Origin of the sequence: Comamonas sp. GB3 AK4-5, assembly GCF_041320665.1 — a bacterium.
GTDB lineage: Bacteria > Pseudomonadota > Gammaproteobacteria > Burkholderiales > Burkholderiaceae_C > Comamonas.
This window is the reverse complement of sequence record NZ_CP166730.1, coordinates 4,061,997-4,086,603: the sequence shown is the minus strand read 5'-3', so window position 1 is coordinate 4,086,603 and position 24,607 is coordinate 4,061,997. Positions and strand designations below refer to the sequence as shown.

The window sequence follows — 24,607 nt, the reverse complement described above, 5'->3', positions numbered from 1 at the left end:
CGGAGCAGACCGTGGACGCTGCCCACCTAGGCCTTTCGCGCCTGCATTTTCCGGTGACCACGCTGGGCCCCGGAAAGCGGCTGGGCATCTGGTTTCAGGGCTGTTCGATACGCTGCCCCGGTTGTATCTCGGCCGATACCTGGCGTGCACCGCAGGAGCGGATCGCAGCGCCAGATCTGGTGGCCCAGATCGCGCCCTGGCTGGCCGCTTGCGACGGCGTGACCATTTCCGGCGGCGAGCCCTTTGACCAGCCCGAGGCCTTGCATGCGCTGCTGCAATGCCTGCGCGCCGAGCGCGACACCAATGTGCTGGTTTATTCCGGTCACCCCTGGGAGGCATTGCAGCCGCATCTGGGGCAGATGTCTGGGCTGATCGACGCCCTGATCTCCGAGCCCTTTGTGCAGGAGGCCCCGAACACCCTGGCCCTGCGCGGCAGCGACAACCAGCGCCTGCATTGCCTCACGCCGCGTGGCCAGGCCTTGTTTGCAGGCTATGAGCGCGCACAGGCCGATGGCCAGCGGCACTTTGACCTCATGCTCGATGCACAGGGCACGGTATGGCTGGCAGGCATTCCCGGCCGTGGTGATATGCAGCGCCTGCAGGCCTTGCTGCAGGCCGATGGCCACCGTGCACACACGACCGAAGCACCCGACAGAAATTTATGCACGACACCACGATGATCCGCTTTTGTCCCAGCTGCGAAACCGAGCGGGCGCTGGATGAAATGTTCTGCGAAGGCCAGATGCCCGATGGCCACCACTGCGGTTGGAGCCTGGTGGAAGTGCCTATTCGCCCGCAGGGCTGGCGGCCTGCTGTGGTGGTGCCCGCCGATGCAGAACACTCACAGGAGGTCACTGTCGAGCACATCACGCCAGTGGATGCGGGGCCTGTCTGTACCAACGGCCACCCCATGGAGGCGGGCGATTTGATGTGCGCGCAATGCGGTGCGGACCTGGCAGAAACGCCGGTGCCAGCGCCTGCGGCCGAGGGTGACGATGTCGAGGCTGAAGCGCAGGCTGCCGAAACGGTGATCGATGGCTGGCGTGTGCTGCACCCCATCAGCAGCGCCGTGGGCCTGCGCGACCGCTACCTGGCCGAGGAGGTGGATGGCGAACGCCGCGCCGTGCTCACGCTCTACCACCAGGGTGCCGAGCCCGACCCCTCGGTGTATGAGGCCCTGCAGCGTGTGCCCGCCGTGCATGTGCCACAGTTCTATGCCATAGGGCGCTGGAACGAGCGCGCCTACGAGGTGGCCGAGGAGTTGACCGGTGGCACGCTGGCCGACCTGGGTTTGGTGGCGGGCGACACCGCATCGGTGCGCAAAATCGTCTACGAGCTGGGCATGGCCTTGCAGGCTCTGGCTGAGGTGGGTCTGCGCCACCGGGATCTGCGGCCAGGCACATTGCTGGTGCGCAACCGCGACCCGCTGGACCTGGTCATCGGCGGCTTTGGTTCGGCGCGGCTGTCGGAGTTTGACCTCGACATCGTCTCGCCGTTGGAGATCACCTGCTACACCGCGCCCGAGGCTGTGGCCGGTGGTGTGGCCGCCGCCTCGGACTGGTGGAGCCTGGGCATGGTGCTGCTGGAGCAGATCACCCGGGGCGAATGCTTTGCCGGCGTGAACCAGCATGCCTTCTTGATCCATGTGCTGGCCAATGGTGCGCCCATTCCCGATGGGCTGGATGCATCCATGGAGCTGCTGTTGCGCGGCCTGCTGGCACGCGACCGCATGCAGCGCTGGGGCTGGGCGCAGGTGAAAGACTGGTTGGATGGCAAGGCCGTTGCCGCACCTGCACGCGCTCAGGCAGCCGGGCAGGGTGGGGCAGGGCCGGCGATCACGCTGGCCGGAGAGTCCCACCATTCGCTGGCCGCTTATGCGCTGGCGGCTGCGGAAGCCCCGCATTGGGAGGCCGCGCGCGAGCAGTTGCTGCGTGGCGCGCTCACCACCTGGGTGCAGGAGGCCGAGGCCCCGGCCCAGGTGTTGGCCGCATTGCGCCGCATTGCACAGCTGGAGATGGGGGATGACTTCAAGCTGCTGCTGGCGCTCAAGGTGCTGAATTCAGAGATGCCGCCCATTCACACGGGCGCGATCGTCACACCGCGCTGGCTGCTGGAGCATCCGCTGGAGGCTTATGAACTCATTACCGGCCCGGTGCCGGATGTGTTGGATGAGTTGGGCACCGAGAGCTGGCTGGGCCAGCTCAAGACCCGTGTGGGCGCGGTGCGCAACCGCGCGCGCAATCTGGACATTGCGCTGGATGAGGACACGCTGCGCATCAATCTGCTGAGCACCTCGCGCGTGCGGCTGGCGGCGGAGTGGGAAGAGCGGCGCAAGCTGTTGCCCGACACCGAGCACCTGGGCCTGCTCAATCTGCTGGAGCGGCGCAGCCTGAGCGAAGAAGACCTGATCGTGGTGCTGAGCGCCGAGATCGGCCAATTCCGTGCCTGTGAGCTGATCGTGCAAGAGGCACGTAGCCTGGCATTGCAACACGGTGTGCACCAGTTCCTGGAAGCCGCTGCACGCGAGACCATTCGCTGGCCGCGCAGCGAGATCTTGCAGGCGGTGGCCGAGCGCATAGAAGGCTTTGCGCGCTGTGCCAGCGAGACGGTGAATGGCTGGGCCGATACCTTCCGTATCGACAAGCGCATTCCGCTGGCGCAGGCCCTGGTGCTGCTGGCCATTCCGCAAGCGCAATGGCAGGTGCCGCAAAAGCAGCAGTACATCGCGCAGATTCTCGATTTTTTTGAGAAAAAAATCGTCACCAGCGTCATGCGCGGCCCGCTGGTGCGCATGGCCATAGGGCGTACCACGGGGCGTGTGGACCTGACCGAGTTCAGCACGCCGCGCCTGGATGCCGGCGCATTGCTGGACCATATCGTGCAACGCAATGGCCGGGCGATTGCGCTCGATCCTGCGGTCTTCGACCCGACAGATTCCACCATTGCCATGCGGCTGAGCGTGCTGGAGCGCAACACGCTGCTGCACAAGCGCGATACCGGTATTGATGGCTGCTACCTCGGCTTTCCCTTTTTGCTCACCCGCGATGCGCGTCCGGGTGCGGCCACGCGCATTGCCCCCGCACTGCTCTGGCCGGTCAAGCTCAGCCACACCGTGGGTGCACGTGGCAAGGTCACCCTGGCCTTTGATGGCGAGCGCGAAGAGGTGCGCATCAACCCCGCTTTGGAGGGCCTGGTGGGACCCGAGGCCGAGGGGCGCTGGCGCAAGGCCGTGGACGCGTTGCTGGGCCGTTCCGCCCTGCGCGCTGCAGATGTGATGGATGCCCTGGGCACGCTGGCGCTGCCGCGTTCACGGGCCCTGGTGGCCCTGCCTGGCACACGCACCCCGCTGGACCCGCACAGCACGGAGCTGGAATGTGCGGCCGTGCTGTTTCATGTGACCTTTTCCGGTCAGGCGATTGGCGAGGACATACGCCAGCTCAAATCCCTGCCGGCGGCCGGCACCGGGCTGGAGACGGCGCTGCGTCTGGGGCCGCAAGTCACAGCTGAATCCATGCCGCGCCCGCCGGAGGTGGAGCGCTATTTCACCGTCCACAGCGACCCTTCGCAGGAGGATGCCGTGCTGCGTGCACGTACAGCCCCTGGACTGGTGGTGGAAGGGCCTCCGGGCACCGGCAAAAGCCAGACCATTGTGAACATGGTGGGTGATGCCATAGGCAGTGGCCGCAGCCTGCTCATCGTCTGCCAAAAGCATGCGGCGCTGGAGGTGGTGCACAAGCGGCTGGTGGCCGAGGGACTGGGCCACCGTGTGGTCATGGTCAATGACGTGAACCGCGACCGCATGCCCGTGATCCGCTCTGTGCGCGAGCAGCTGGAGGCGCTGCTGCGCCGCAAGGACGACCCGGCGGCACCCATACGCCGCAGCCGCCAGGAGCTGGCGGCGCGGGTGGAGGCGCTGGAGCGCACGCTGGACAGCCACCATGAGGCCTTGCACCGCATGGATGAGCGCATAGGCAGCAGCTACCGTGTGCTGCTGGGTGAGCTGATTCAGCTGGAGGCCGGAACGCCGCCGCTGGATGTGCCGGCGCTGCGCCCCACGCTGGAGCCTTTGAACCTGGCCGAGCTGGCCGCGTTGGAGGAAGAGTTGGCGCCGCTGGCCCGCTATTGGCTGCCCGCGCGCTATGAAGACAGTGCGCTGGTGGCGCTGCGCGCTTTCACGGCCGATGCCGCCACCGTCACGGACTTCACCGAGGCCTTGCAGGCTTTGGGGGCTGCGGAAGACGCGCGCATGCAGGTGTTGCTGTCCAGCCAGGCATCGTTTGATCTGGACGACCCGGCCCCACACCGCGCATGGCTGGCCGCACATGGGCCACTGTTTCTGGAGCTGGCGGAGGACGACAGAGTGCAGCTGGCGCGCTGGCTGCCGTTGTTCCGCGCACAACAGGGGGGCGAGGCGGAAGGGGCGGCACTGATCGCCGAGCTGCTGCGCCTGCGTGATGCCCTGGCGGCCTGCCGCCTGGAGGATGTGGATGCCAAGCTCTCACCTGCTGTTGCGCGGATGGGCGTTTCGCAGCTCCAGACGCTCGAAAAGCTGGTACGTGAAGCCCTCACGCCAGCAGGCTGGCTGGCCCGCTTGAGTCCGCTGCGCTATCTGCGAGGGCGGCGTCTGGTGGCCTTGCTGCAGGGGCTGGGCGAGGCCGGAGGGTCTGCAGGCCTGCCGGTTGTGCGCGCCTGCACTGCGCTGGAGCAGCAGCTGCGCCCCCTGCGTGCAGCGCTGCAGCCTGTGCTCCAGCGGCTGCAGCTGCCGCCCTTGGCGGAGGATGCTGGCGCGGAGATGGTCGCCGCCACGGCCCAGACATTGGCGGCCTTGCAGCGTGCGGCGCAGCGCGCGGAATTGCTGGCGTCGGCACCAGCTGTGGGCAAGATGGACCGCGCAGCCCAGGCCGGTTCGCGTGAAGCCATCGTCCATCTCTATGCCGAGTACGACGCGGTGTTTGCGCGCTGTGATGTGCGCGAGCGCAGCCGTGCGGCGCTGGCGCGTCTGGCGCAGTGGATGGAGCCCGCCTGGGTGGAAGCCTGCGCGCAGGCCATGACCAGCCATGCCGCCTGCGCCCAGCAATGGCAGCCGTTGTGCGCCGCGCTGCCCACGCTGGCGGCCTACCAGTATTTCCGTGCGCGGGCGGAGCGCCTTTCTCCCGTAGCGCTGCAGGCCCTGCGGCAGCTGCGCGGCAAGCAGGATGTACTGGATGCCATGGCGCCGAGCACGTTGGAAGAGGCCGTGCGCCGCATTCTGCGCCGCGAGGCGCGCCTGGGTTGGAAGCGCTCCATGGAGCTGGCAAGTCCCGAGCTGGTGCTGGAGCGTGAAGAGTTGGAGGCCAAGGTGGCGCATCTGGCCGAGCTGGATAGGCAGCTGCGCGGGTTGAATCGCGCGCTGCTGCGCGAGAGCTATGACCTGGCCGCGATACGGCCGTTGCGCGAGTGGGAGGACGTCACGCGCCTGACCGGGCAGCGTGCGCGCCGGCTGCGCGAGTTTCTGGACCTGGGCGGCCCACTGGGGCTGATGAAGCTGCGGCCCGTGTGGCTGATGAACCCGGATGTGGCCAGCCGCGTGCTGCCGCTCAAGTCCGCCCTGTTCGATACGGTGATCTATGACGAGGCCTCGCAGATGCCGGTGGAATTTGCGCTGCCCTCGCTGTTCCGTGCCCGTGTCAGCGTGGTCAGTGGAGACGAAAAACAAATGCCGCCCACGGCATTCTTCTCCAGCAAGGTGGAGAGCGACGAGGCCCAGTCCTTCGACGGCGAAGGGCCGGAGGAAGACGCCTCCGAGGAAGAGCGCGAGGCCTACGACGAAACCTGGAACCGCCGCGAGATCAAGGATTGCCCGGACCTGCTGCAGCTGGCCCGCACCAGCTTGCCGAATGCGCGGCTGCAAATCCATTACCGCTCTGCCTACCGCGAGCTGATCAACTATTCCAATGCAGCCTTCTATGGAAACGACCTGCATGTGCCGGTGCGCCATTCGCCCTCTGCCGTGGCTGCGGCGCGGCCCATAGAGATGATCCGGGTGGATGGTGTGTACCAGGAGCAAACCAATCCGGCCGAAGCCAAGCGCGTGGTGGACCTGCTGGCCGAGATCTGGCGGGCACCGTATGCCCAGCGCCCTTCGGTGGGGGTGGTCACCTTCAACCGCAAGCAGGCCGACCTCATCGAGGACACCATGGAGGCACGTGCAGAAGCCGACGAAAGCTTCCGGGAGGCCTATCGCCTGGAGCTGCAACGCAACGAAGATGGCGAGGACATGGGCGTGTTCGTGAAGAATGTGGAGAACGTGCAGGGGGACGAGCGCGATGTGATCGTTTTCTCCTCCACATTCGGCCGCAACCCCCAGGGCACGTTCCGGCGCAATTTTGGCGTGCTGGGGCAAAAAGGCGGTGAGCGCCGGCTGAATGTGGCGGTCACGCGCTCGCGGTGCAAGATCTATATGGTGACCTCCATGCCCATCAACGACATTTCGGATGCGCTGACCACGCGCCGTCCGCTTTCCTCACCACGCGACTTTCTGCAAGGCTATATGGCGTATGCGCGCACGGTGTCCAGCGCAGATCTGGATGGGGCCAAGGCTTTGCTGGGGCGCTGGGCATCACCCTCATCGCAAGCGGCCGTGGTGGATATGTCTGCGGTGGGCGATGGCTTTCGCAGCGCCGTGGGCGCGTACATCCGGGGGCTGGGCCATGCGGCCACGACCACGGCAGAGGGCGATGCCTTTGGACTGGACTACGCCATCGAGCACCCGCAGACAGGGATTTTTGCCATCGGCATCGAATGCGATGCCCCGCGCCATGATCTGCTGGAGCATGCGCGGGCACGCGAGGTGTGGCGGCGCAATGTGCTGCAGCGTGCGGTGCCGGTGATTCACCGGGTGTCGTCCCAGGCCTGGTTCCAGGATGGCGCGGCCGAACGTGAACGCCTGCGCACTGCCATTGCGCAGGCGCTGGCGGTTTTGCCGGAGGCCATTCCTGAGCCCGCTGTCATCGACACAGAGCGCAGCGAGGTGCTGCCATGAGCGGGCCCAAAGTCGTGCGTGTAGTAACGCGGGAAGAATTGCTGGCCCAATCCCATGCGCTGCTGGCGCGCATGGACCAGGCACAGGCCCACTGGCTGAAATCCGTGGCGACAGAAGACGGCGATGCGCGTGCACAGGCTGCAGCGCGTCGAGAGCAGCTGCTGGCGCTGCTGGCATCCGATGCATTTGCGCGCTTCAACGCCGCGGCAGAGCGCGAAATCACTTTTCTGCACGACGATGCCGAGCGCCGCCACGAGCAGGCCGCTGTGCAGCGCGCCCAGCGCAGCGCCACGCGCCTGCGCAGCCGGCAAAACGCTCTGGTGTTGCTGCAGGCGCTCAAGGACAAGGGTGTTGGGCTGCAGGCCGACATGCAGCAAAGCCTGGATGCGGTGGCGCAAGGGGAGGCCAGCGATGCCGCTGCCCAGCAGGCGCTGGCTGCAGGCTTTCAGATGCTCGCCCCGACGCCGCAGCCGGTTGCACTCAGCAGCGCGCAAATGGCCTTGGCCCAGCGCCTTGCCGCAGACAGCGACAAGGGCGATGGCGCAGCTCCTTGGAAGCGCCAGTGGCTGGATGAGCAGGCTGATGCACGCTTGCAGAGCATCACCCTTCAGCTCGAACGCCTGCGCCAGCTCACCCAGGAATGGAGCGGTCAGAAGGCCTTCGTGGCTGCTTTCGAGCAGCGCCTTGCTGCTGCGATCGCGGAGCCTGGCAATGCGCGCCGCAGCATGCTGCTCGACAGCCTGCAGATCGAGTTGGCCAGTGCCGCGCAGGATGCGAAGGCCTTTGCGGCCCTGCATCAGGAGGCACAGGCCCTGCTGGATGCCTTGCCTGCTGCCAACCAGGAAATGCGCGTGGAGCTGCAGTCTGTGGTGGAGACCCGGCAATTGGCAGCGCTGCAGCAGTGGCTGGCTTCTGCCCACGCCATGCAGCAAGCAGCGGTGCAGGCAGAGGCCGCGCAGCACCGGCGTGCTGCGGTGCTCAAAGGGCTGGCGGCACTGGGCTATGCGGTGCATGAGGGTATGGAAACCGCCTGGCTGGAGCAGGGGCGCATCGTGGTGCAAAAGCCCGGCCAGTCCGACTACGGCGTGGAGCTGGCCGCAGCGCCCGCAGCGCAGCGCATGCAGGTCCGTGCTGTGGCCTTTCAGGCCCAGCGTGACGCCAGCCGCGACATCGATGCCGAGCAGCTGTGGTGCAACGATTTCACGCGCCTGCAAAACCAGTTGGCCAGCGAAGGCGGCGAAGTGCTGATCGAAAAGGCGCTGGGTGTGGGCACCTTGCCGTTGAAGCAGGTCCAGCTGCAGGAAGCGGCGCAGGCTGGGCGCGCTTCCCAGGCCCATGCGCCACAGCGCACGCTGTGAACCCGGCCTGATCAGCAGGCCTTGAGAACGTGTTCAAAGTCTCTACGCAGGCGCGTTGGAGCGCAATCGGGAGGAGTTCGAGCCGATGGGGCGCAGCTTGCACTCGTGTGCAAGCAAGCGCCAGCGCGATGAAATCGCCCGATTTCGCTCCAACCCTTCGGGCCAGTGGCTTTGCGGGCGGTCTACGTTGTTGCGAATCCTCGCAATAGCGCGGCTATTGCTGCGGTATCGCGCCTTGTATCCCATCCCGCAAAGACACTGGCGCGCCGCGAGGAGACTTTGAACACGTTCTGCGATCGTGAACACGTTCTGATTGCGGCGGGACTGCGCGCCTTTTTGCGCTGCACGGCTGTTGCACAGCACCTGGTCCCCAGCGCACGCGCTCTCCCTCTTCCGAGCAGCGGGTCGTACAGCCGCTTTGCCACCTCTTGCCCGCCCCAGATGCAGCGGGCACTGCTGCGTTGTTTTGCATGCAATATAAATTGCATGTAAATTTATCTGTAGATTGCATGGTTTAAAAAAGCGGATAGCATGCGTGCAAATTGAGTTGCATGCATGCTGTTGCGATTTGATATTTCAGAAGTTACCGAAATTTCAGTAAATAACTATGTTCAATCTTGCCGATATAGGTGCGCTCGATCTGGCCCGGGTGCAGTTCGCCTTCACGGTGTCATTCCACATCGTGTTCCCCGCCATCACCATAGGGCTGGCCTCCTACCTGGCGGTGCTCGAAGGCCTGTGGCTGTTGACGCGCCGCGAGGTCTACAAGGACTTGTTCCACTACTGGGTCAAGTTTTTCTCGCTGTGCTTTGGCATGGGCGTGGTCTCGGGTCTGGTGATGGCCTACCAGTTCGGTACGAACTGGAGTGGTTTTTCCAACTTTGCCGGCAGCATCACCGGCCCGCTGCTGACCTATGAGGTGCTGACGGCCTTCTTCCTGGAAGCGGGTTTTCTGGGCGTCATGCTGTTCGGCTGGAACAAGGTGGGGCCGCGCCTGCACTTTTTTGCCACGCTGATGGTGGCCCTGGGCACGCTGATTTCGGCCACCTGGATCCTGGCTTCCAACAGTTGGATGCAGACCCCCGTGGGCTACGAGATCGTGGATGGCCGGGTAGTGCCCACCGACTGGCTGGCCATTGTGTTCAACCCCTCCTTCCCCTATCGCCTGGCGCATATGGTGATTGCGGCCTTTTTGTCCACGGCGCTGATTGTGGGAGGCACGGGTGCCTGGCATTTGCTGCGCGGACACCGCACTGCGGCCGTGCAGCGCATGACATCGATGGCGCTGTGGATGGTGCTGGCCGCTGCGCCGCTGCAGGCCCTGGTGGGTGATATGCATGGTCTCAACACCATGAAGCACCAGCCCGCCAAGCTGGCCGCCATGGAGGGACATTGGGAGCATCTACCTGCCGGTGAAGGCGTGCCCCTGGTGCTGTTTGCCTTGCCCGATCAAGAGGCCCAGAACAATCGCTTTGCGCTGGAGATTCCACGCCTGGGCAGCCTGGTACTCACCCGCAGCTGGGATGGCGAAATCCCCGCGCTCAAGGACTTCCCCAAGGAAGACCTGCCCCCCGTGGCCACGGTGTTCTGGTCTTTTCGCATCATGGCGGGCCTGGGCATGTTGATGCTGCTCATGGGCGCCTTGGGGCTGTGGCTGCGCTGGCGTGGTCGCCTGTATGCAGCGCCCTGGTTCCAGCGCTTTTGCGTGGCCATGGGGCCCTCGGGCCTGGTGGCGCTGCTGGCAGGCTGGTTTGTGACTGAGACCGGTCGCCAGCCCTGGGTGGTGTATGGGGTGATGCGCACGGCGGATGGGGTGTCCAACCATGATTTTTCGCACCTTGCGGTATCGCTGGCCGTGCTGGTCGTGGTCTATCTGCTGGTGTTCGGCACCGGCAGCTGGATGGGACTGAAGATGTTGGCCCAGCCGCCGCACGAGGGCGAGCTGCCACCCGAGGGTGGCCCTGGCGAGCACAACCAGCCCATGCGCCCCATCTCGGGCGCCAACCCCTCGGCCTCGGGCCAAGTACTTTAAAGGAGCGCCCTGATGGGAATCGACATGTCTGTGATTTGGGCCGGCATCATCGTGCTGGGTGTGTTCATGTATGTGGTGATGGATGGCTTCGACCTCGGGGTCGGCATGCTGTTTCCGTTCTTCAAGAACCGCCATGACCGCGATGTGATGATGAACACCATTGCCCCCGTCTGGGACGGCAACGAAACCTGGCTGGTGCTGGGTGGGGCGGGGCTGATGGCGGCCTTCCCCGTGGTGTATTCGGCCGTGCTCAGCGCGCTGTACCTGCCCATGATGCTGATGCTGGTGGGCCTGATTCTGCGTGGCGTGGCCTTTGAATTCCGCTTTCGGGCCAGCGACCAGCGACGCCATATCTGGGACAAGGCGTTTTCCGGCGGCTCGCTGCTGGCCACGGCCATGCAGGGCGTGACTCTGGGTGCCTTGCTCAGCGGCCTGGAGCTGCAGGGTGGCGTTTTTGTGGGTGGAGCCTTCGACTGGCTGTCGCCCTTCAGCGTATTCACCGGCCTGGGTCTGGTGGCTGCCTATATGTTGCTGGGCAGCACCTGGCTGGTGCTGAAGACAGAGGGCACGCTGCAGCAAGGCCTGCGCCGCGCGGCCAAGCTGAGCACCGTGGCCATGGCCGCTGCGATTGCGGTGGTGAGCCTGTGGACGCCGTTGCTGCATGAAAGCATTGCCCAGCGCTGGTTTGCCTCCCAGGCCTTTTACTGGTTCCTACCCGTGCCGCTGCTGGTGCTGGCCTGCCTGGCCCTGCTGTGGCGCACCCTGGGTTCGCAGCGCCGCCATGGCAGCCCGTTCTCGCTGTCCCTGGTCTTGGTGTTCCTGGGCTATACGGGCCTGGTGATCAGCATCATGCCGGTGATTCTGCCGCCCTCGCTGACGATCTGGCAGGCTGCGGCACCGGCCTCCAGCCAGGGCTTTGCCCTGGTGGGCGCGCTGTTCATCATCCCCATCATCCTGGGCTATACCGCATGGAGCTACTACGTGTTTCGCGGCAAGGTCCGCCACGGTGAGGCCTATCACTGATGAGCAAACCATCCACACACACCGGTCTGCGTCAGCTGGGCTGGCTGCTCGCCATCTGGTGCGCCAGCGTGAGCGTGCTGGGCCTGGCTGCCTGGGTGATGCGCAAGCTGATGGCCCTGGGGGGCATGCTGGCCTGAGCGGAGGCCGTGAACACCATCTGCAGCACGGCCATAGACAGGCGGCGATAACGCATTGCCTCAAAGGCGTGCTGGCCAAATTTGAAATGTCAAAAAATATAAAAAATCCAAGCCCCACGGGCCTTTTTCTGCCCGCGATGCCGAAGATTTTTTCATCTGGAGGCTTTCAAAATGGCAGGTATTCTTGGCAATTTCAAAATTGGCGTGCGCCTGAGCGGGGGCTTTGCAATCATCTTGCTGCTGCTGTGCTTGATGGGGGCCGCGGCGTATTTTCAGGCCTCCCGCATCTACGAAGGCACGGAGCAGATCGCGGACAACTGGCTGCCCAGCATTCAGACATTGGGCGACACGCTCGCGCAGGCCAACGTCGTACGCCGCACCGCTTTGCGCGCGGTGCTGGAAACCACGCCCGAAGGCAAGCGGGAGCAACAGGCCCAGCATGACGAGGCCGTGGCCAAAATGGCCGCGGCCATGCAGGCCTATGACAAGCTGGTCTCCTCGACCGAGGAGCAGCAGCTGAACCAGAAAATCAAGGCCACATGGGCCGCGTATTTGGCAGTCGACAAGCGGCTGCTGGAGCTGTCTGAGGCCGGAGAGGCCCGCTTTGCAGAGGCCCGCGCACTCTCTTCGGGGGAATCCTCCAAGACCTTTACGGAGGTCACGCTCCTCATCTCCAATGGCGTGGAACTCAATCGCGTCGGCGCTGCTGCGGCACGGGCCGCTGCAAACAGCACCTACCAGCAGGCCATCGTCCTGGCGAGCGTGCTGGTTTTGACCGCCCTGGCGCTGGGTACGGGGATTGCCATCGTGCTCACACGCTCCATCACCACGCCGCTGGGGCAGGCCGTTGCCGTGGCCGACCGCGTGGCGGGAGGCGATCTCAGCGGCCGGATTACCTTGGACTCCAAGGATGAGATGGGGCAGTTGCTGGGTGCATTGCAGCGCATGCAGCAAAGCCTGCTCCAGACCGTGGCTGCCGTGCGCACCAATGCGCAAGGGGTGGCTTCTGCCAGTACCCAGATTGCCGCTGGCAACCATGACCTCTCAGGCCGCACGGAGGAGCAGGCCAGTGCTTTGGAGCAGACCGCAGCCTCCATGGAGGAGCTGAGTTCCACGGTGCGCCAAAACGCGGACAACGCCCGCCAAGCCAACCAGATGGCCGTGAATGCGTCCACGGTGGCGGCGCAGGGCGGCGAGATCGTGGCCGAGGTGGTTGAAACCATGAAGAGCATCAACGAAAGCAGCCACAAAATCTCCGACATCATTGGCGTGATCGACAGCATCGCCTTCCAGACCAATATCCTGGCCTTGAACGCCGCCGTGGAAGCGGCCCGCGCCGGTGAGCAAGGCCGGGGCTTTGCGGTGGTGGCCAGTGAGGTGCGTGCGCTGGCGGGCCGCAGCGCCGATGCCGCCAAGGAGATCAAGCAGCTGATCGACACCAGTGTCGAGCGCGTGGGGCAGGGCAGCCAGTTGGTGGACAAGGCCGGCAGCACGATGACCGAAGTGGTGACGGCCATTCGCCGCGTGACCGACATCATGGGAGAGATCAGCGCCGCCAGCCATGAGCAAAGCTCGGGTGTCACCCAGATTGGCGAAGCCGTGACCCAGATGGACCAGACCACCCAGCAAAACGCCGCACTGGTGGAGGAAATGGCCGCGGCCGCCAGCAGTTTGAACAACCAGGCCCAATCGTTGGTGGAAACGGTGGCCGTGTTCAGGCTCTCCGAGCATGAGCAGCTCAGCCGCCCCGGTGTGGCAGCGCCCATGGCCCCTGTTCGCACGGCCAAGCCCGTGAAGGCGGCAAAGCCGCCAGCGCTGTCTCGCCCGGTTGCGGCAACCGCTCCAGCTTCGTCGCCGCGCCGCCCTGTTGCCATGGCTGAGTCTGCAGAGCCCGCAGGCAAGGGCGATGGCGATTGGGAGACTTTTTAAGAACGTGTTTACGATCTCTACGCAGGCATGTTGGAGTGCAACCGGGATGAGTTCGAGCCGATGGAACGCAGCTTGCACCTAGCTATGGCGAGGATAGGCAACGCGGCATGGCGAAGATATTCGGGTGATTTTTTTCAACGAACTTCTACTTCAGGACACTAGACCACAGGCCGCCGGCTTCCCCTGGCCTGGCCTGCGTTCCACAGCGCAGCAATATGCTCCAGCGCCGGGCGCAGCTGGGCCAGGCTGTCGGCGGCGCCCAGGGAAATGCGCACGGCATCGGGGCTGTGCGCTGCACTGGCAAAAGCCTGGGCCGTGGCCACACCCACGCCCCGTTCCTGCAGGGCATGGCTGAAAACCTGCTGCGGCCAATGGGCGGGCAGGGGTAGCCAGACATGCAGGCCGTGGCTGTGCGCCTGGGCCTCCTTGGGCAGCAGCTCACGTGCGAGTGCCTGGCGCAGCTGGCTTTCGCGCTGGACTTCATGGGCAATGCGCAAGGCCTGACCCGATGCAATCCATTGCGCAGCCAGGCCGGCGAGCAAGGGGGAAGCCCCCATGCCCGTGGCACGCAGACAGTCCTGCACATCATCGGCCGAGGCTTGATCGGGTGCGAGCACAAAGCTGCAGCGCAGGCCGGGCCAGACGGATTTGGACAGCGAGGCCAGGTAGAAGCTGCGCCGCCCCTGCGTGTATTCGGTCAGCGGCGGAGGGGCGTCGGGCAGCAGGCTGCGGTAGGGGTCATCTTCAATCAATGTGAGCTGGCGCTGCTCCAGCAGGGCGGCAATCTCCTGGCGCCGGCGGGCGTCCATGGTCAGCGTGCTGGGATTGTGCAGTGTGGGATTGAGGTAGAGCAGGCGCGCACCGCTGGCACGTTGGGCCTCGTCCAGTGCATCGGGCCGCATGCCTTGCGCGTCGCCGGCCACGGGAACAAGGCGCAGCCCCAGACTGCGTGCGGCCAGCATAAAACCGGGGTAGGTCAGGCTGTCGCACAGCACGGCTTCGCCACGCTGGCAGCGGCTCAGCAAAATGGCGCACAAAGCGGTTTGCGTGCCGGCGGCCAGCAGCAGGGGCTGGCGCTGCACCAACTGGGGCAAGGCCGGCTCCAGCCACTGGCGCCCGGCCTGGAGCAGCTGCGCTTGCAAGGCCGCAGGTTCATACAGGCTCAGGTTGCGCATGCCCTGCGCGCGCAGCAGCTGTTCGATGCCCTGGTTCAGGCTGGTGTGCAGCCAACTGGGCGTGGGCGGCACATTCATGCCCAGATCGGTGAAGCTGCTTTCTGCGTGCAGGGGCTGGGTGGCGATGAAAGAGCCACGCCCCGTGGTGGCGCTGACCAGGCCTTGTTCCCTGGCTCTGGCGTAGGCGCGGGTGACCGTGGTCAGGTCCACCTCCAGCCGTTGGGCCAGGGCGCGCTGCGTAGGGATTTGGTCACCGGGCTGCAGGTTGCCGGTCTCCACGGCGTTTTCAATCATGCGCACGATCTGCAGATAGCGTGGCCCGTTGCCTGTGCGCAGCGGAACGACCCAGTCTGGCTCTGACGTTTGCATGTTTTCCTTGGTGTTTTGCTTGTGCATGGTTGCCGGTGAGTATGGGACTCAGGCAATAGACCAGCAATAGTGTTTGCAATGCAAATTGTATGGAGATCAAGCGAGGGCGATTTTTTGGGAGATGCCAGGCGTAGATCCACGCCTGTGCGGCGTGATCTTTTAAGCCAGGCTTCAGTCGCGGGGCTTAGCTTGTGCACTTCAACGCTTTAGCGAGGTCTTATGCACACCACCCGCCCTCCATCGCCGCAGGGACGCCAGAAGCTGGCATTGCTCAAAGACGCATGGGGGCTGACCCGGCCGTATTTTGTGTCGGAAGAAAAGACCAAGGCCTGGGGGCTGCTGGCGGCCATCGTGCTGCTGAATCTGGCCGCCGTGTTCATGCTGGTGCAGATCAATGAATGGAACCGGGTGTTCTACGACGCGCTGCAAAACAAGCAAAGTGCGGTGTTCTGGCAGCAGCTGTGGCGCTTTCTGTGGCTGGCCCTGGTCTATATCGTGATTGCGGTCTACAAGTTCTATCTGACCCAGTTGCTGCAGCTGAACTGGCGGCGCTGGTTGACGGGGCATTTGCTGCAGCGTTGGCTGGTCCACCAGGCGTTCTACCGGTTGGAGCTGGGGCGCTATGGCCTGGATGCGGCCGGCGGCCAGGTGCCGGACAACCCGGACCAGCGCATACAGGAAGACCTGAACCTGTTCACCAGCTACACCGTCACGCTGGCCATGGGGCTGCTCAATGCCTGCGTGACCTTTGCCAGCTTTGTGGGCATTTTGTGGGGGCTGAGCGCGGCCATGGACCTGGGCCTGCCGCAGTTGCTGGGCGGCGGTGTGCTACAGATTCCGGGGTTCATGGTGTGGATGGCCGTGCTGTATTGCCTGGCGGGCAGTGCCATCACCTTTTGCATAGGCAAGTCCCAGGTCGGCTTGAACAAGCGCCAGCAATTGCTGGAAGCCAATTTCCGCCACCACATGATCCGGGTGCGCGAGCATGCCGAGGCCATTGCCCTGGATGGCGGTGAGCGCGTGGAGGGCAGCCAGCTGACGCTGCGGTTTTCGGATGCACTGGCCAATTATTTGCAACTGCTCAAGACCCAAAAACGGTTGGTGTGGTTCACCAATTTCTTTGGCCAGGCGGCGGTGGTGTTTCCGTTTTTGATTGCCGCACCGCGTTTTTTCAGCGGCGCCATACAACTGGGCCAGCTGATGCAGATTGCCTCGGCCTTCAACCAGGTGCAGGACGCGCTGAGCTGGATCGTCAACAACTACCCCGATATTGCGGCCTGGCGAGCCACCACGGAGCGGTTGGACCGTTTTGACCGCAGCTTGCAGGCCCAGGCCGAGCAAGGCGGTGTGCAGCTGCAGGATGCCCCCGCCGTCCATGCCCAGGCGCTGGAGGTGCGCCTGCCACAAGGCCAGCTGCTGCTGCAGCAGTCCGATTTGCGGGTGCAGCCCGGCGATAGCGTGCTGGTCAGCGGCCCCTCGGGCGGAGGTAAATCCACCCTGCTGCGCAGTCTGGCGGGCATCTGGCCCTATGCCAAGGGGCAGGTGGCGCGCCCGCAGGACGCCATGTTTGTGCCTCAGCGGCCCTATCTGCCGGAAGGCAGCTTGCGTGCGGCACTGGCCTATCCCGAAGCTGTGGAGCGCTATACCGATACCCAGCTGCAGCAGGCCTTGCGTGATGCCGAACTGCCCGGCTTGGCAGCGGAGCTGGACCGCCAGTCTGCCTGGAATGCAGTGCTTTCAGGCGGTGAGCAGCAGCGCCTGGCGCTGGCGCGGGTGTTTCTGAAGCGGCCGGCCTGGGTGTGGGTGGACGAGGGCACCAGCGCCCTGGACGGGCCCGCCGAAGCCCTGCTCTACCAGCGCCTGCGTGAACTGGTGGCGCAGCGTGGCGGCGCCCTGGTGTCAGTGGCCCACCGCGACAGCGTGCGCGCCTTTCACCGCACGCAGTGGCAGTTGCAGCCGGGCCAGCACCGGGTGCAGGTGCATACCGTGGCGGAGGCCGTTCGCCCTTGAAATGAAGGGCGAAGAGAAGACCTGGTTTTTTGTCGGTGAGCGCAGCCGATACGGGGGCAGGCATGGGATGATTCCGGCTTTGCCCGGCATGCCTTGTGCAGCCGGGTTGGCAGAACAAGGAGAACTACCATGCGCGTTGGTGTGTTGACCGGCGGTGGCGATTGCCCGGGCCTGAACGCGGTGATCCGTGCGGTCACCAAATCCCTGATCAACCATGGCCAGTGCGAGGTGCTGGGCATTGCCGATGGCTTTGAAGGCCTGATGGAGGCCCAGCCCCGCGTCAAGCCGCTGCACTGGGACGAGGTTTCGGGCATTTTGCACATGGGCGGCACGGTGCTGGGCACCAGCAACAGTGCCAACCCGCTGCGCGATGCCGCCACGCTGGAGCAGGTGGGCCGCAATGTGAAAACCCTGGGTCTGGATGTGGTGGTGGCCATTGGTGGCGACGGCACCATGAGCCTGGCCCATGGCCTGGCCCAGGTGGGCCTGCAGTGCGTGGGCGTGCCCAAGACCATTGACAACGACATCGCCCACTGCGAGCGCAGCTTTGGCTTTGATACGGCCGTATCCACGGTGACAGAAAGCCTGCGTCGCATCGAAAGCACGGCCAACAGCCACCATCGGGTGATGATTGTCGAAACCATGGGCCGGCACGCCGGCTGGCTGGCGCTGGAGTCCGGCATTGCCGGCGCGGCCGACATCATCCTGCTGCCCGAGATCGACTATGACCTGCAGACCATCGTCCAGGTCTGCCAGGAACGTGAGCAGCGCCAGCGCTACACCATCATCTGCATAGGCGAAGGCGCCAAGGAAAAAGGCAGCAGCCTGACGGTGCGCGAGCGCATCGAATACAGCCCCGACCCCGTGCGCCTGGGTGGCGTGGGCCATGTGCTGCGCGAGCGCCTGCAGCCCCACCTCAAGAGCGAGGTGCGCACCACGGTGCTGGGCCATGTGCAGCGCGGCGGCGACCCCACGCCCTTTGACCGCGTACTGGCCACGCAGTTTGGCCACCACGCGGCCCAACTGGTGCTGCAAGGCAGCTATGGCCGCATGGTCACGCTGGAGCGCGGTGTCATCGGCAGCGTGGCGATTTCCGAGGTGGCCAACACCCAGCGCAAGGTACCGCTGCAGCATGGCTTGCTGGTGATGGCGCGCGATATCGGTATCAGCCTGGGCGAGGGGGGATAAACACCCCCTGAGCCGCTGCGCCTCTTCCCCCTCTCTTTCGCTACGCTCGGGAGGGTGGCGGCACTGGCGCCTACCGGGGAGACAAGGCGGCCCTTGCGCGGTGCCCTGGTGTGGGAGCGCCAGTTTTTGGTGACTGCGGCTGGTTTGAGGCAGCATGAGATGCAAGCTATCCCTATGGGGTAGTGTGCTGCCCCCTCGTTTTTCACACCCTTGGTTACGACATGGCGGGTGTGGGAAGCCGCAGCCACGGTGCAAAAACGGCTAAGGTTGTGGGCTGCTGAATTTGCAAGACCCACACCATGGACCGACATGAAGAAGCCGTGATGCAGCTGCTCACCGCCAACGGAGAAACCTTTGTGGCCCACCACTACGATGTGGCGGCCGGCTGGCAGGCCCCGGCCTTTGTGGCGCTGCGGCCCAGCAAGCGCCAGCTTTATGTGGTGGAAGTGTCTGCCTCGGGCTTTCCGCTGGGCCTGGTCAACAAGCTCAACGAGCGCGTGGCCAAATGGTATGCCCCGCTGCTGCTGCAACTGCAAGGCCTGGGCGTGACCGATGCCAGCTGGAGCATTCACACCCTGGTTTTTGTGCGCAGCGACCAGATCACCTGGTTGCGGGAGCGTGTGCATGAGCTGTCCGGTGTGCATGTGCTGAGCCTGGAGCAGGCCAGCGCCAACTGGAACTGGGCCGATCTCGTCTGGTCCGAGGACTATGACTTTGCCTGCGGCGAAGTGCCGCAGCGCGGTGCCGTCAAGGCCCCGCTGACGCACTGAGTGCAGCTTGTCCGCTGCTTTTTCACATTCCTGAATCGCAACCATGCAACTCCATCAGATTCCTTTTGGCACCACCGACTGGTCGGATGTGCCCAGTACCGAGCACCCGGGCGAGACCGGGTGCGCGCTTTGGCGTACGCGCCAGTTTGGCGCCGTGCGCGTGCGCATGGTGGAGTACACGCCAGGCTATCTGGCCGATCACTGGTGTGTGAAAGGCCATATCTTGCTGTGCCTGGAGGGTGAGCTGCATACCGAGCTGGAAGATGGTCGCCGCTTTGTGCTGCACCCGGGCATGAGCTATCAGGTGGCCGACAACGCCGAGCCACATCGCTCGTCTACGCCCGTGGGGGCCAAGCTGTTCATCGTGGATTGAACAAGAGGCCGCATAGGAATAGAGGCGCTGCAGGGCGAACGCATGCATGGCCGCTTGCTATGCTCGCTGATCTCCAGGTTTTTTCCCGCATTGCCATGACTTTTTCGACCCCGGCCGACCAGGCCCTTTCCCCAGGCTTTGCCGAACAGCTGCGACAAGCCAGCATCGCCGACTGGGATGCCTGCGTGCAGCACCGCTTTGTTGATGAGATTTTTGCCGGCACCTTGGATGACGCCGTGCTGCGTCACTATCTGGTGCAGGACTACCAGTTCATCAACCGCTTTGTGGCCCTGCTGGGCGCGGCCATTGCCAGTGCCGATGTGTTCGCGTCGCGTGTGCGCCTCAGCCGCTTTGCCGCCATGATCTGCAGCGATGAGAACACCTATTTCCTGCGCAGCTTCGACCGCCTGGGTGTACCCGAGGACCAGCGCCTGACGCCGGTGCTTACGCCCCAGACCCAGGCTTTTCAGCAGTTGATGCACGAGGCCGCGCAAAGCCTTTCCTACGCCAACTGCATTGCCGTGCTGGCCGTGGCCGAAGGCCTGTACCTGGACTGGGCCGACCAGCCTGCCAAGAAACAGCAGCCCTTGCCGGCGCGCTTTGAGCATGCGGAGTGGATCACGCTGCACGCCAATGATTTCTTCCGCGACTTTGTGGGCTGGCTGCGCAGCGAGCTGGACCGCGTGGGCCCGCAGCTGGATGCCGCAGCCAGGGCCGAGGCGGCGGGATTCTTCTCCCGCGCCGTGGCGCTGGAGCGTGCATTCTTCGACCATGTGTATATGGGGGCGGAGGCCTGAATGAGCGGGCCTGTGCGGCGCAGCCCCGTGACGCAGCATGTGCCTCACACCGGCATGCTGACCCAGTCCTGGCAGCGCAGCTGGGCTGCGCTGGGCATGCCCGCGCCCCAGGCAGTGTTGGACAGTCTGCTGGCGGCCTACCAGGAGGGGCAGCGCAGCTACCACACGCTGCAGCATGTGCAGGAGATGATTGCGTTGCTCGAACCCCTGCTGGGCCAAGCGCAGCATCCTGGCGAGCTGGAGTTGGCACTGTGGTTTCACGACGCGGTCTACCAGCCCCGGGCCAAGGACAACGAGCTGCAAAGCGCCCACTGGGCTGCCAGGGTCATGCAGCAGCAAGGACTGGGTGAGGCGGCAGTGCAGCGTGTGCATGCCCTCATCATGGCCACTTGCCATGCGGCCCTGCCGCAGCAGTACGATGCCCAGCTGCTGGTCGATATCGACCTGGGCATTCTGGCCGCCGATGCCGCGCGGTTTGCCGAGTACGAGCAGCAGATACGCGCGGAGTATCTTTGGGTGCCGTCGTGGATTTACCGCTCCAAGCGCCGCGCGGTGCTGCAGTCTTTCATGGACCGCGAGTGCATCTACAGCACGCCGGTTTTCAGCGCGCGTTTCGAGGCAGCTGCCCGGCGCAATCTGGAGCAGGCCTTGCACACGAGATAAGGATGGATCATGCGTCAACGCCTTACACGGCTGCCATGGATGGCGGGCTTTTTCATCGCCATGCTGTGTGGCCAGAGCCAGACCGTCCTGGCCGCAGAGTGGAAGATTTGTGACTTGCAGGTGCAGCTGCGGGAGAAGCAAAACAATCCGGCAGAGCTGCAAACCCGGGTCAAAGACAGCAGCACGCCCAACGATGCGGAATGCCCGCAACCGGGAACGGCCTTGAGCTTTCAGCCCGAAACCGAGGACTACCAAAGCATGCTGCCGCGCCGCCAATGGCCCAAACCCGGCCAGACCGTGCGGGTGCGTTTTCGCTATCTGGACGGTGAGTGCAAAGACCGAGGGCCTTGCCGTATCAAGCACTATTCCGTCATTCGCTGAGTAGCGCTGAAACACGTGATGAGCTGCTTGCCTCAGGCGCTGTGGTGAAGCAATGTTCCGAAGCCGGGAATTCGCCCCGGCGGGCGACCTACCTTGTTGCTCGCACAACAAGGTAGGCCAAAAATGCGCCCCTGCTATCCCCGACCCCGGCGCTGTCGCGCCGGGGCAACCTGCGTCACCCAACACACAGGGCCTGCCGCAAAACTCGCTTTGCGCTTTCAGCGCTCCGCTCGAACAGCTGCGGCAAGTCAGTTGACGAAGCATGGCTGTCCTTCGGCAGCCATGCGGCCCTGTGTGCTGTGCGCCGCAGGCGTGTATAGAAGGGGAATTACCGCAGCGCCAGCGGTGTGACGAAGCACCTGGCGTCGAGGGCTTGGAGATAAGGTTTGCCGATAGTGCAGCCCACGCAAGGCAGGTATTCGGTTCCCGTGTCCGCTTTCACCCCCTTCTGCCCATGGCTCGGCGCGCAGAGCCCGGGGCGGGCAGCTGTGCCGCAGGACACAGCTGCTTCGTCATCTGACTCGCCGCGGTTGTTCGAGTGCAGCGGCCATGCCGCGCAACGAGTTCTGCGGCGCCGCTCTGGGATCGAGCACCGAGCTTGCCCGGAGCAGAGCGTAGGGACATGGGCAGCAGGGGCGGTTTCTTTTGCTTCTGTTTTCTTGAGCGTTCAAGAAAATGAAGTCGCCCGCCGGGGCGAGTCCCGGCCTCGGAATATCTTGTTCGCGCGGCAGTGAATTCGTAGTGAAGCTTTATCTGAGGCATGTAGCTAATCAGGTGGAAACAGGCTGTAGCGCTTTGCCATCAAGCATCAGAAGCTTTTATTTCGATAGCATTTTGCTGGGCTAGGGCTGGTGAGCCCTGCGGTCCATGGGCCGTGGGCCTCCATGGGCCATCGTGGGCACCTATGATCCAGGGCTTCGCTGTTTTCACGCCAACCGCTGGATTTGTCCATGACCACTTTAGGAACCCCCTACACCCCTCAAGCCACCAAAGTCATGCTGCTGGGCAGCGGTGAACTCGGCAAGGAAGTGCTGATCGCCCTGCAGCGCCTGGGCGTGGAAACCATTGCCGTGGACCGCTACGAAAACGCGCCCGGCCACCAGGTGGCCCACCATGCGCGCACCATCACCATGAGCGATCCGGCCCAGCTCAAGGCGCTGATCGAGGCCGAAAAGCCCGACCTGGTGGTGCCCGAGATCGAGGCCATTGCCACGCCCATGCTGGAAGAGCTGGAGGCCGCAGGCGTGGTCACCGTCATCCCCACGGCCCGCGCCACGCGGCTGACTATGGACCGCGAAGGCATTCGCCGCCTGGCCGCCGAAACCCTGGGCCTGCCCACCAGCCCCTACCGCTTTTGCGACTCGCAGGCCGAGCTGCAGGCTGCCATTGACGGCAGCGATGGCCAGGCCGCCATTGGCTACCCCTGCGTGGTCAAGCCGGTGATGAGCAGCTCAGGCAAGGGCCAGAGCAAGCTCGACGGCCCGGCCGATGTGGCCACCGCCTGGGACTACGCCATGGCCGGCGGCCGCGTGGCCAAGGGCCGCGTCATCGTCGAAGGTTTTATCGACTTTGACTACGAAATCACCCAGCTCACCGTGCGCGCCAAGGGTGGCGATGGCCAGATCGCAACCCATTTCTGCGCGCCCGTGGGCCATATCCAGCAGGCCGGTGACTACGTGGAAAGCTGGCAGCCCCACCCCATGTCGGCCGCAGCCCAGGCCACCTCCCAGCAAATTGCCAAGGCCGTGACCGACAACCTGGGCGGCCTGGGCCTGTTTGGCGTGGAGCTGTTTGTGAAGGGTGACCAGGTCTGGTTCAGCGAGGTTTCGCCCCGCCCCCACGACACCGGCCTGGTGACGCTGGCCACGCAATGGCAAAGCGAATTCGAGCTGCATGCCCGCGCCATCCTGGGCTTGCCCGTGGACGCCAGCCTGCGCAACCCCGGCGCCAGTGCCGTGATCTATGGCGGCCAGGATGCCGAAGGCCTGGTGTTCGATGGCGTGGACGAGGCCCTGGCCATTCCCGGCACCGATCTGCGCCTGTTCGGCAAGCCCGAAAGCTTTGTCAAGCGCCGCATGGGCGTGGCCCTGGCCCGCGCTGCCGATGTGGACCAGGCCCGCTCCAACTCCAAGCTGGCGGCCAGCAAGGTCAAGCCACGCAAGCCGTGAAAATCAAAAAAGTGAGCTGCTAGCGTATATGGGTTCTGCGCTAGATGGCTAAAAGACCATAAAACGTATAAAGCCTTGGAAAGCCGCTGCCCGGCAGGTGCAGCGGCTTTTTTGTGCGCTATCGCTGGCGCTGCACAACAGGCCCAGGCGTTGTCATCAAACCGTCGCAGACGCTCGCTAGCCTGTGTGGCTGTAGCCACAACCTCTGCGTGGCAAGCCAACAAGGTATGCAATGAACTGGGACAACCGCGAAGAACTGCTGCGTCGCATAGAGAGCGACTTGCTGGACAGCCTGGACGAAGAACTGGAGCTGGAGATTGAAGACCGCACGGACGGGCTGCCGGCGGTGGCCGGGGCGCCATCTGCCACCGCCAGCAGCAACGCTGCGCGTGTGGCCTATTTCAAGGAGCTGTTTCGCCTGCAGGCCGAGCTGGTCAAGCTCCAAGACTGGGTGGCGAACACCAAGCAAAAAGCCGTCATCATTTTTGAGGGGCGCGATGCCGCAGGCAAGGGCGGCGTCATCAAGCGCATCACCCAGCGTTTGAACCCGCGCGTGTGCCGCGTGGTGGCCCTGCCTGCGCCCAATGACAGAGAGCGCACGCAGTGGTACTTCCAGCGCTATGTGCCCCATCTGCCGGCTGCGGGCGAGATGGTGCTGTTCGACCGTAGCTGGTACAACCGCGCCGGTGTGGAACGGGTGATGGACTTTTGCTCGGACGATGAGTACGAGGAGTTCTTCCGCTCCGTGCCTGAGTTCGAGCGTATGTTGGTGCGCTCGGGCATACGCGTGATCAAGTACTGGTTCTCCATCACCGATGAGGAACAGCACCTGCGCTTTCTGGGCCGCATCCACGACCCGCTCAAGCAGTGGAAGCTGTCCCCCATGGACCTGGAGTCACGCCGTCGCTGGGAGGACTACACCCGCGTCAAGGAGACCATGCTGGAGCGCACCCACATCCCCGAAGCTCCCTGGTGGGTGGTGCCTGCCGACGACAAAAAACAGGCGCGGCTGAACTGCATACGCCATTTGCTGTCGCAGTTCGACTACAGCGAGGTGCAGCGCCCCGAAATCACCCTGCCCGAGCGCGTGCGGCATGCGGACTACATCCGCCATCCGGTGCCTGAGGCCATGATGGTGCCGCAGGTGTATTAGTCGACACCTCTGAGAGCGTGTTCACGATCTCCTCGCGACGCGCCAGTGCCTTTGCGGGAT

Annotated in this window: 17 protein-coding genes; 16 read left to right on the top strand and 1 reads right to left on the bottom strand. The window is 64.4% G+C overall.

All coding sequences use genetic code 11. The features are described from left to right. Window positions 1-11 precede the first annotated feature (11 nt). The 7 genes from ACA027_RS18285 (at window position 12) to ACA027_RS18255 (ending at window position 13,500) form a co-directional block, all read left to right on the top strand. Window positions 12-680: a 4Fe-4S single cluster domain-containing protein gene (locus ACA027_RS18285; RefSeq protein WP_370679620.1), complete on the top strand. Its 669-nt coding sequence runs from the start codon at window positions 12-14 to the stop codon at window positions 678-680. Next, window positions 662-7,021 carry an AAA domain-containing protein gene (locus tag ACA027_RS18280; RefSeq protein ID WP_370679619.1) on the top strand — a complete coding sequence of 2,120 codons (6,360 nt, stop codon included), beginning with the start codon at window positions 662-664 and terminating at the stop codon, window positions 7,019-7,021. The genes ACA027_RS18285 and ACA027_RS18280 overlap by 19 nt, the downstream gene beginning before the upstream one ends. Further along, window positions 7,018-8,379 carry a hypothetical protein gene (locus tag ACA027_RS18275; protein ID WP_370679618.1) on the top strand — a complete coding sequence of 454 codons (1,362 nt, stop codon included), beginning with the start codon at window positions 7,018-7,020 and terminating at the stop codon, window positions 8,377-8,379. The genes ACA027_RS18280 and ACA027_RS18275 overlap by 4 nt, the downstream gene beginning before the upstream one ends. A 607-nt stretch (window positions 8,380-8,986) precedes the next feature. After that, window positions 8,987-10,411 (top strand): cytochrome ubiquinol oxidase subunit I, encoded by a 1,425-nt coding sequence (locus ACA027_RS18270; protein ID WP_370679617.1) that lies wholly within the window; start codon window positions 8,987-8,989, stop codon window positions 10,409-10,411. 12 nt (window positions 10,412-10,423) lie between these two features. Then, window positions 10,424-11,434 (top strand): cytochrome d ubiquinol oxidase subunit II, encoded by a 1,011-nt coding sequence (gene cydB / locus ACA027_RS18265; protein ID WP_370679616.1) that lies wholly within the window; start codon window positions 10,424-10,426, stop codon window positions 11,432-11,434. Continuing rightward, the gene (locus tag ACA027_RS18260; RefSeq protein ID WP_370679615.1) at window positions 11,434-11,571 is read left to right on the top strand and encodes a DUF2474 domain-containing protein; all 138 of its coding nucleotides are present in this window, start codon (window positions 11,434-11,436) and stop codon (window positions 11,569-11,571) included. The genes cydB and ACA027_RS18260 overlap by 1 nt, the downstream gene beginning before the upstream one ends. Before the next feature lie 171 nt (window positions 11,572-11,742). After that, window positions 11,743-13,500 carry a methyl-accepting chemotaxis protein gene (locus ACA027_RS18255; protein ID WP_370679614.1) on the top strand — a complete coding sequence of 586 codons (1,758 nt, stop codon included), beginning with the start codon at window positions 11,743-11,745 and terminating at the stop codon, window positions 13,498-13,500. 158 nt (window positions 13,501-13,658) lie between these two features. Here ACA027_RS18255 and ACA027_RS18250 read toward each other — a convergent pair whose 3' ends face one another. Next, on the bottom strand, window positions 13,659-15,071 hold the full coding sequence (locus tag ACA027_RS18250) for a PLP-dependent aminotransferase family protein (RefSeq protein WP_370679613.1): 1,413 nt from the start codon (window positions 15,069-15,071) through the stop codon (window positions 13,659-13,661). Between the two features lie 192 nt (window positions 15,072-15,263). Here ACA027_RS18250 and ACA027_RS18245 point away from each other — a divergent pair, with 192 nt between their 5' ends. The 9 genes from ACA027_RS18245 to ppk2 all read left to right on the top strand — a co-directional run bounded on the left by ACA027_RS18245 (window position 15,264) and on the right by ppk2 (window position 24,547). Next, complete coding sequence (locus ACA027_RS18245; protein WP_370679612.1) at window positions 15,264-17,054, top strand: ABC transporter ATP-binding protein/permease; 1,791 nt, start codon at window positions 15,264-15,266, stop codon at window positions 17,052-17,054. Window positions 17,055-17,183: 129 nt separating this feature from the next. Next, complete coding sequence (locus ACA027_RS18240) at window positions 17,184-18,242, top strand: 6-phosphofructokinase (protein WP_370679611.1); 1,059 nt, start codon at window positions 17,184-17,186, stop codon at window positions 18,240-18,242. Between the two features lie 299 nt (window positions 18,243-18,541). After that, window positions 18,542-19,012, top strand: a complete 471-nt coding sequence (locus ACA027_RS18235; RefSeq protein WP_370679610.1) for a hypothetical protein — start codon at window positions 18,542-18,544, stop codon at window positions 19,010-19,012. A gap of 43 nt (window positions 19,013-19,055) precedes the next feature. Then, window positions 19,056-19,385: a DHCW motif cupin fold protein gene (locus tag ACA027_RS18230; RefSeq protein WP_370679609.1), complete on the top strand. Its 330-nt coding sequence runs from the start codon at window positions 19,056-19,058 to the stop codon at window positions 19,383-19,385. 95 nt (window positions 19,386-19,480) lie between these two features. After that, on the top strand, window positions 19,481-20,182 hold the full coding sequence (locus tag ACA027_RS18225) for a TenA family protein (protein ID WP_370679608.1): 702 nt from the start codon (window positions 19,481-19,483) through the stop codon (window positions 20,180-20,182). Window positions 20,183-20,236: 54 nt separating this feature from the next. After that, window positions 20,237-20,845: an N-methyl-D-aspartate receptor NMDAR2C subunit gene (locus ACA027_RS18220; RefSeq protein ID WP_370682624.1), complete on the top strand. Its 609-nt coding sequence runs from the start codon at window positions 20,237-20,239 to the stop codon at window positions 20,843-20,845. A 9-nt stretch (window positions 20,846-20,854) separates the two neighbouring features. Beyond that, window positions 20,855-21,226, top strand: a complete 372-nt coding sequence (locus ACA027_RS18215; protein WP_370679607.1) for a hypothetical protein — start codon at window positions 20,855-20,857, stop codon at window positions 21,224-21,226. A gap of 950 nt (window positions 21,227-22,176) precedes the next feature. Next, window positions 22,177-23,394, top strand: a complete 1,218-nt coding sequence (gene purT, locus ACA027_RS18210; protein ID WP_370679606.1) for a formate-dependent phosphoribosylglycinamide formyltransferase — start codon at window positions 22,177-22,179, stop codon at window positions 23,392-23,394. 232 nt (window positions 23,395-23,626) lie between these two features. Beyond that, a complete protein-coding gene (ppk2, locus tag ACA027_RS18205; RefSeq protein WP_370679605.1) occupies window positions 23,627-24,547 on the top strand; it encodes a polyphosphate kinase 2 in 921 nt (306 codons plus the stop codon). The last annotated feature ends 60 nt before the right edge of the window (window positions 24,548-24,607 follow it).

Excerpts from the sequence above, each read along its gene's own strand:
- ACA027_RS18245 (WP_370679612.1), top strand. The coding sequence starts at position 15,264 with ATGCACACCACCCGCCCTCCATCGCCGCAGGGACGCCAGAAGCTGGCA.
- purT (WP_370679606.1), top strand. The coding sequence starts at position 22,177 with ATGACCACTTTAGGAACCCCCTACACCCCTCAAGCCACCAAAGTCATG.
- ACA027_RS18250 (WP_370679613.1), bottom strand. The coding sequence starts at position 15,071 with ATGCACAAGCAAAACACCAAGGAAAACATGCAAACGTCAGAGCCAGAC.
- ACA027_RS18225 (WP_370679608.1), top strand. The coding sequence starts at position 19,481 with ATGACTTTTTCGACCCCGGCCGACCAGGCCCTTTCCCCAGGCTTTGCC.
- ACA027_RS18240 (WP_370679611.1), top strand. The coding sequence starts at position 17,184 with ATGCGCGTTGGTGTGTTGACCGGCGGTGGCGATTGCCCGGGCCTGAAC.
- cydB (WP_370679616.1), top strand. The coding sequence starts at position 10,424 with ATGGGAATCGACATGTCTGTGATTTGGGCCGGCATCATCGTGCTGGGT.
- ACA027_RS18255 (WP_370679614.1), top strand. The coding sequence starts at position 11,743 with ATGGCAGGTATTCTTGGCAATTTCAAAATTGGCGTGCGCCTGAGCGGG.
- ACA027_RS18260 (WP_370679615.1), top strand. The coding sequence starts at position 11,434 with ATGAGCAAACCATCCACACACACCGGTCTGCGTCAGCTGGGCTGGCTG.
- ACA027_RS18280 (WP_370679619.1), top strand. The coding sequence starts at position 662 with ATGCACGACACCACGATGATCCGCTTTTGTCCCAGCTGCGAAACCGAG.
- ppk2 (WP_370679605.1), top strand. The coding sequence starts at position 23,627 with ATGAACTGGGACAACCGCGAAGAACTGCTGCGTCGCATAGAGAGCGAC.
- ACA027_RS18235 (WP_370679610.1), top strand. The coding sequence starts at position 18,542 with ATGGACCGACATGAAGAAGCCGTGATGCAGCTGCTCACCGCCAACGGA.
- ACA027_RS18275 (WP_370679618.1), top strand. The coding sequence starts at position 7,018 with ATGAGCGGGCCCAAAGTCGTGCGTGTAGTAACGCGGGAAGAATTGCTG.
- ACA027_RS18230 (WP_370679609.1), top strand. The coding sequence starts at position 19,056 with ATGCAACTCCATCAGATTCCTTTTGGCACCACCGACTGGTCGGATGTG.
- ACA027_RS18270 (WP_370679617.1), top strand. The coding sequence starts at position 8,987 with ATGTTCAATCTTGCCGATATAGGTGCGCTCGATCTGGCCCGGGTGCAG.
- ACA027_RS18220 (WP_370682624.1), top strand. The coding sequence starts at position 20,237 with ATGCTGACCCAGTCCTGGCAGCGCAGCTGGGCTGCGCTGGGCATGCCC.
- ACA027_RS18215 (WP_370679607.1), top strand. The coding sequence starts at position 20,855 with ATGCGTCAACGCCTTACACGGCTGCCATGGATGGCGGGCTTTTTCATC.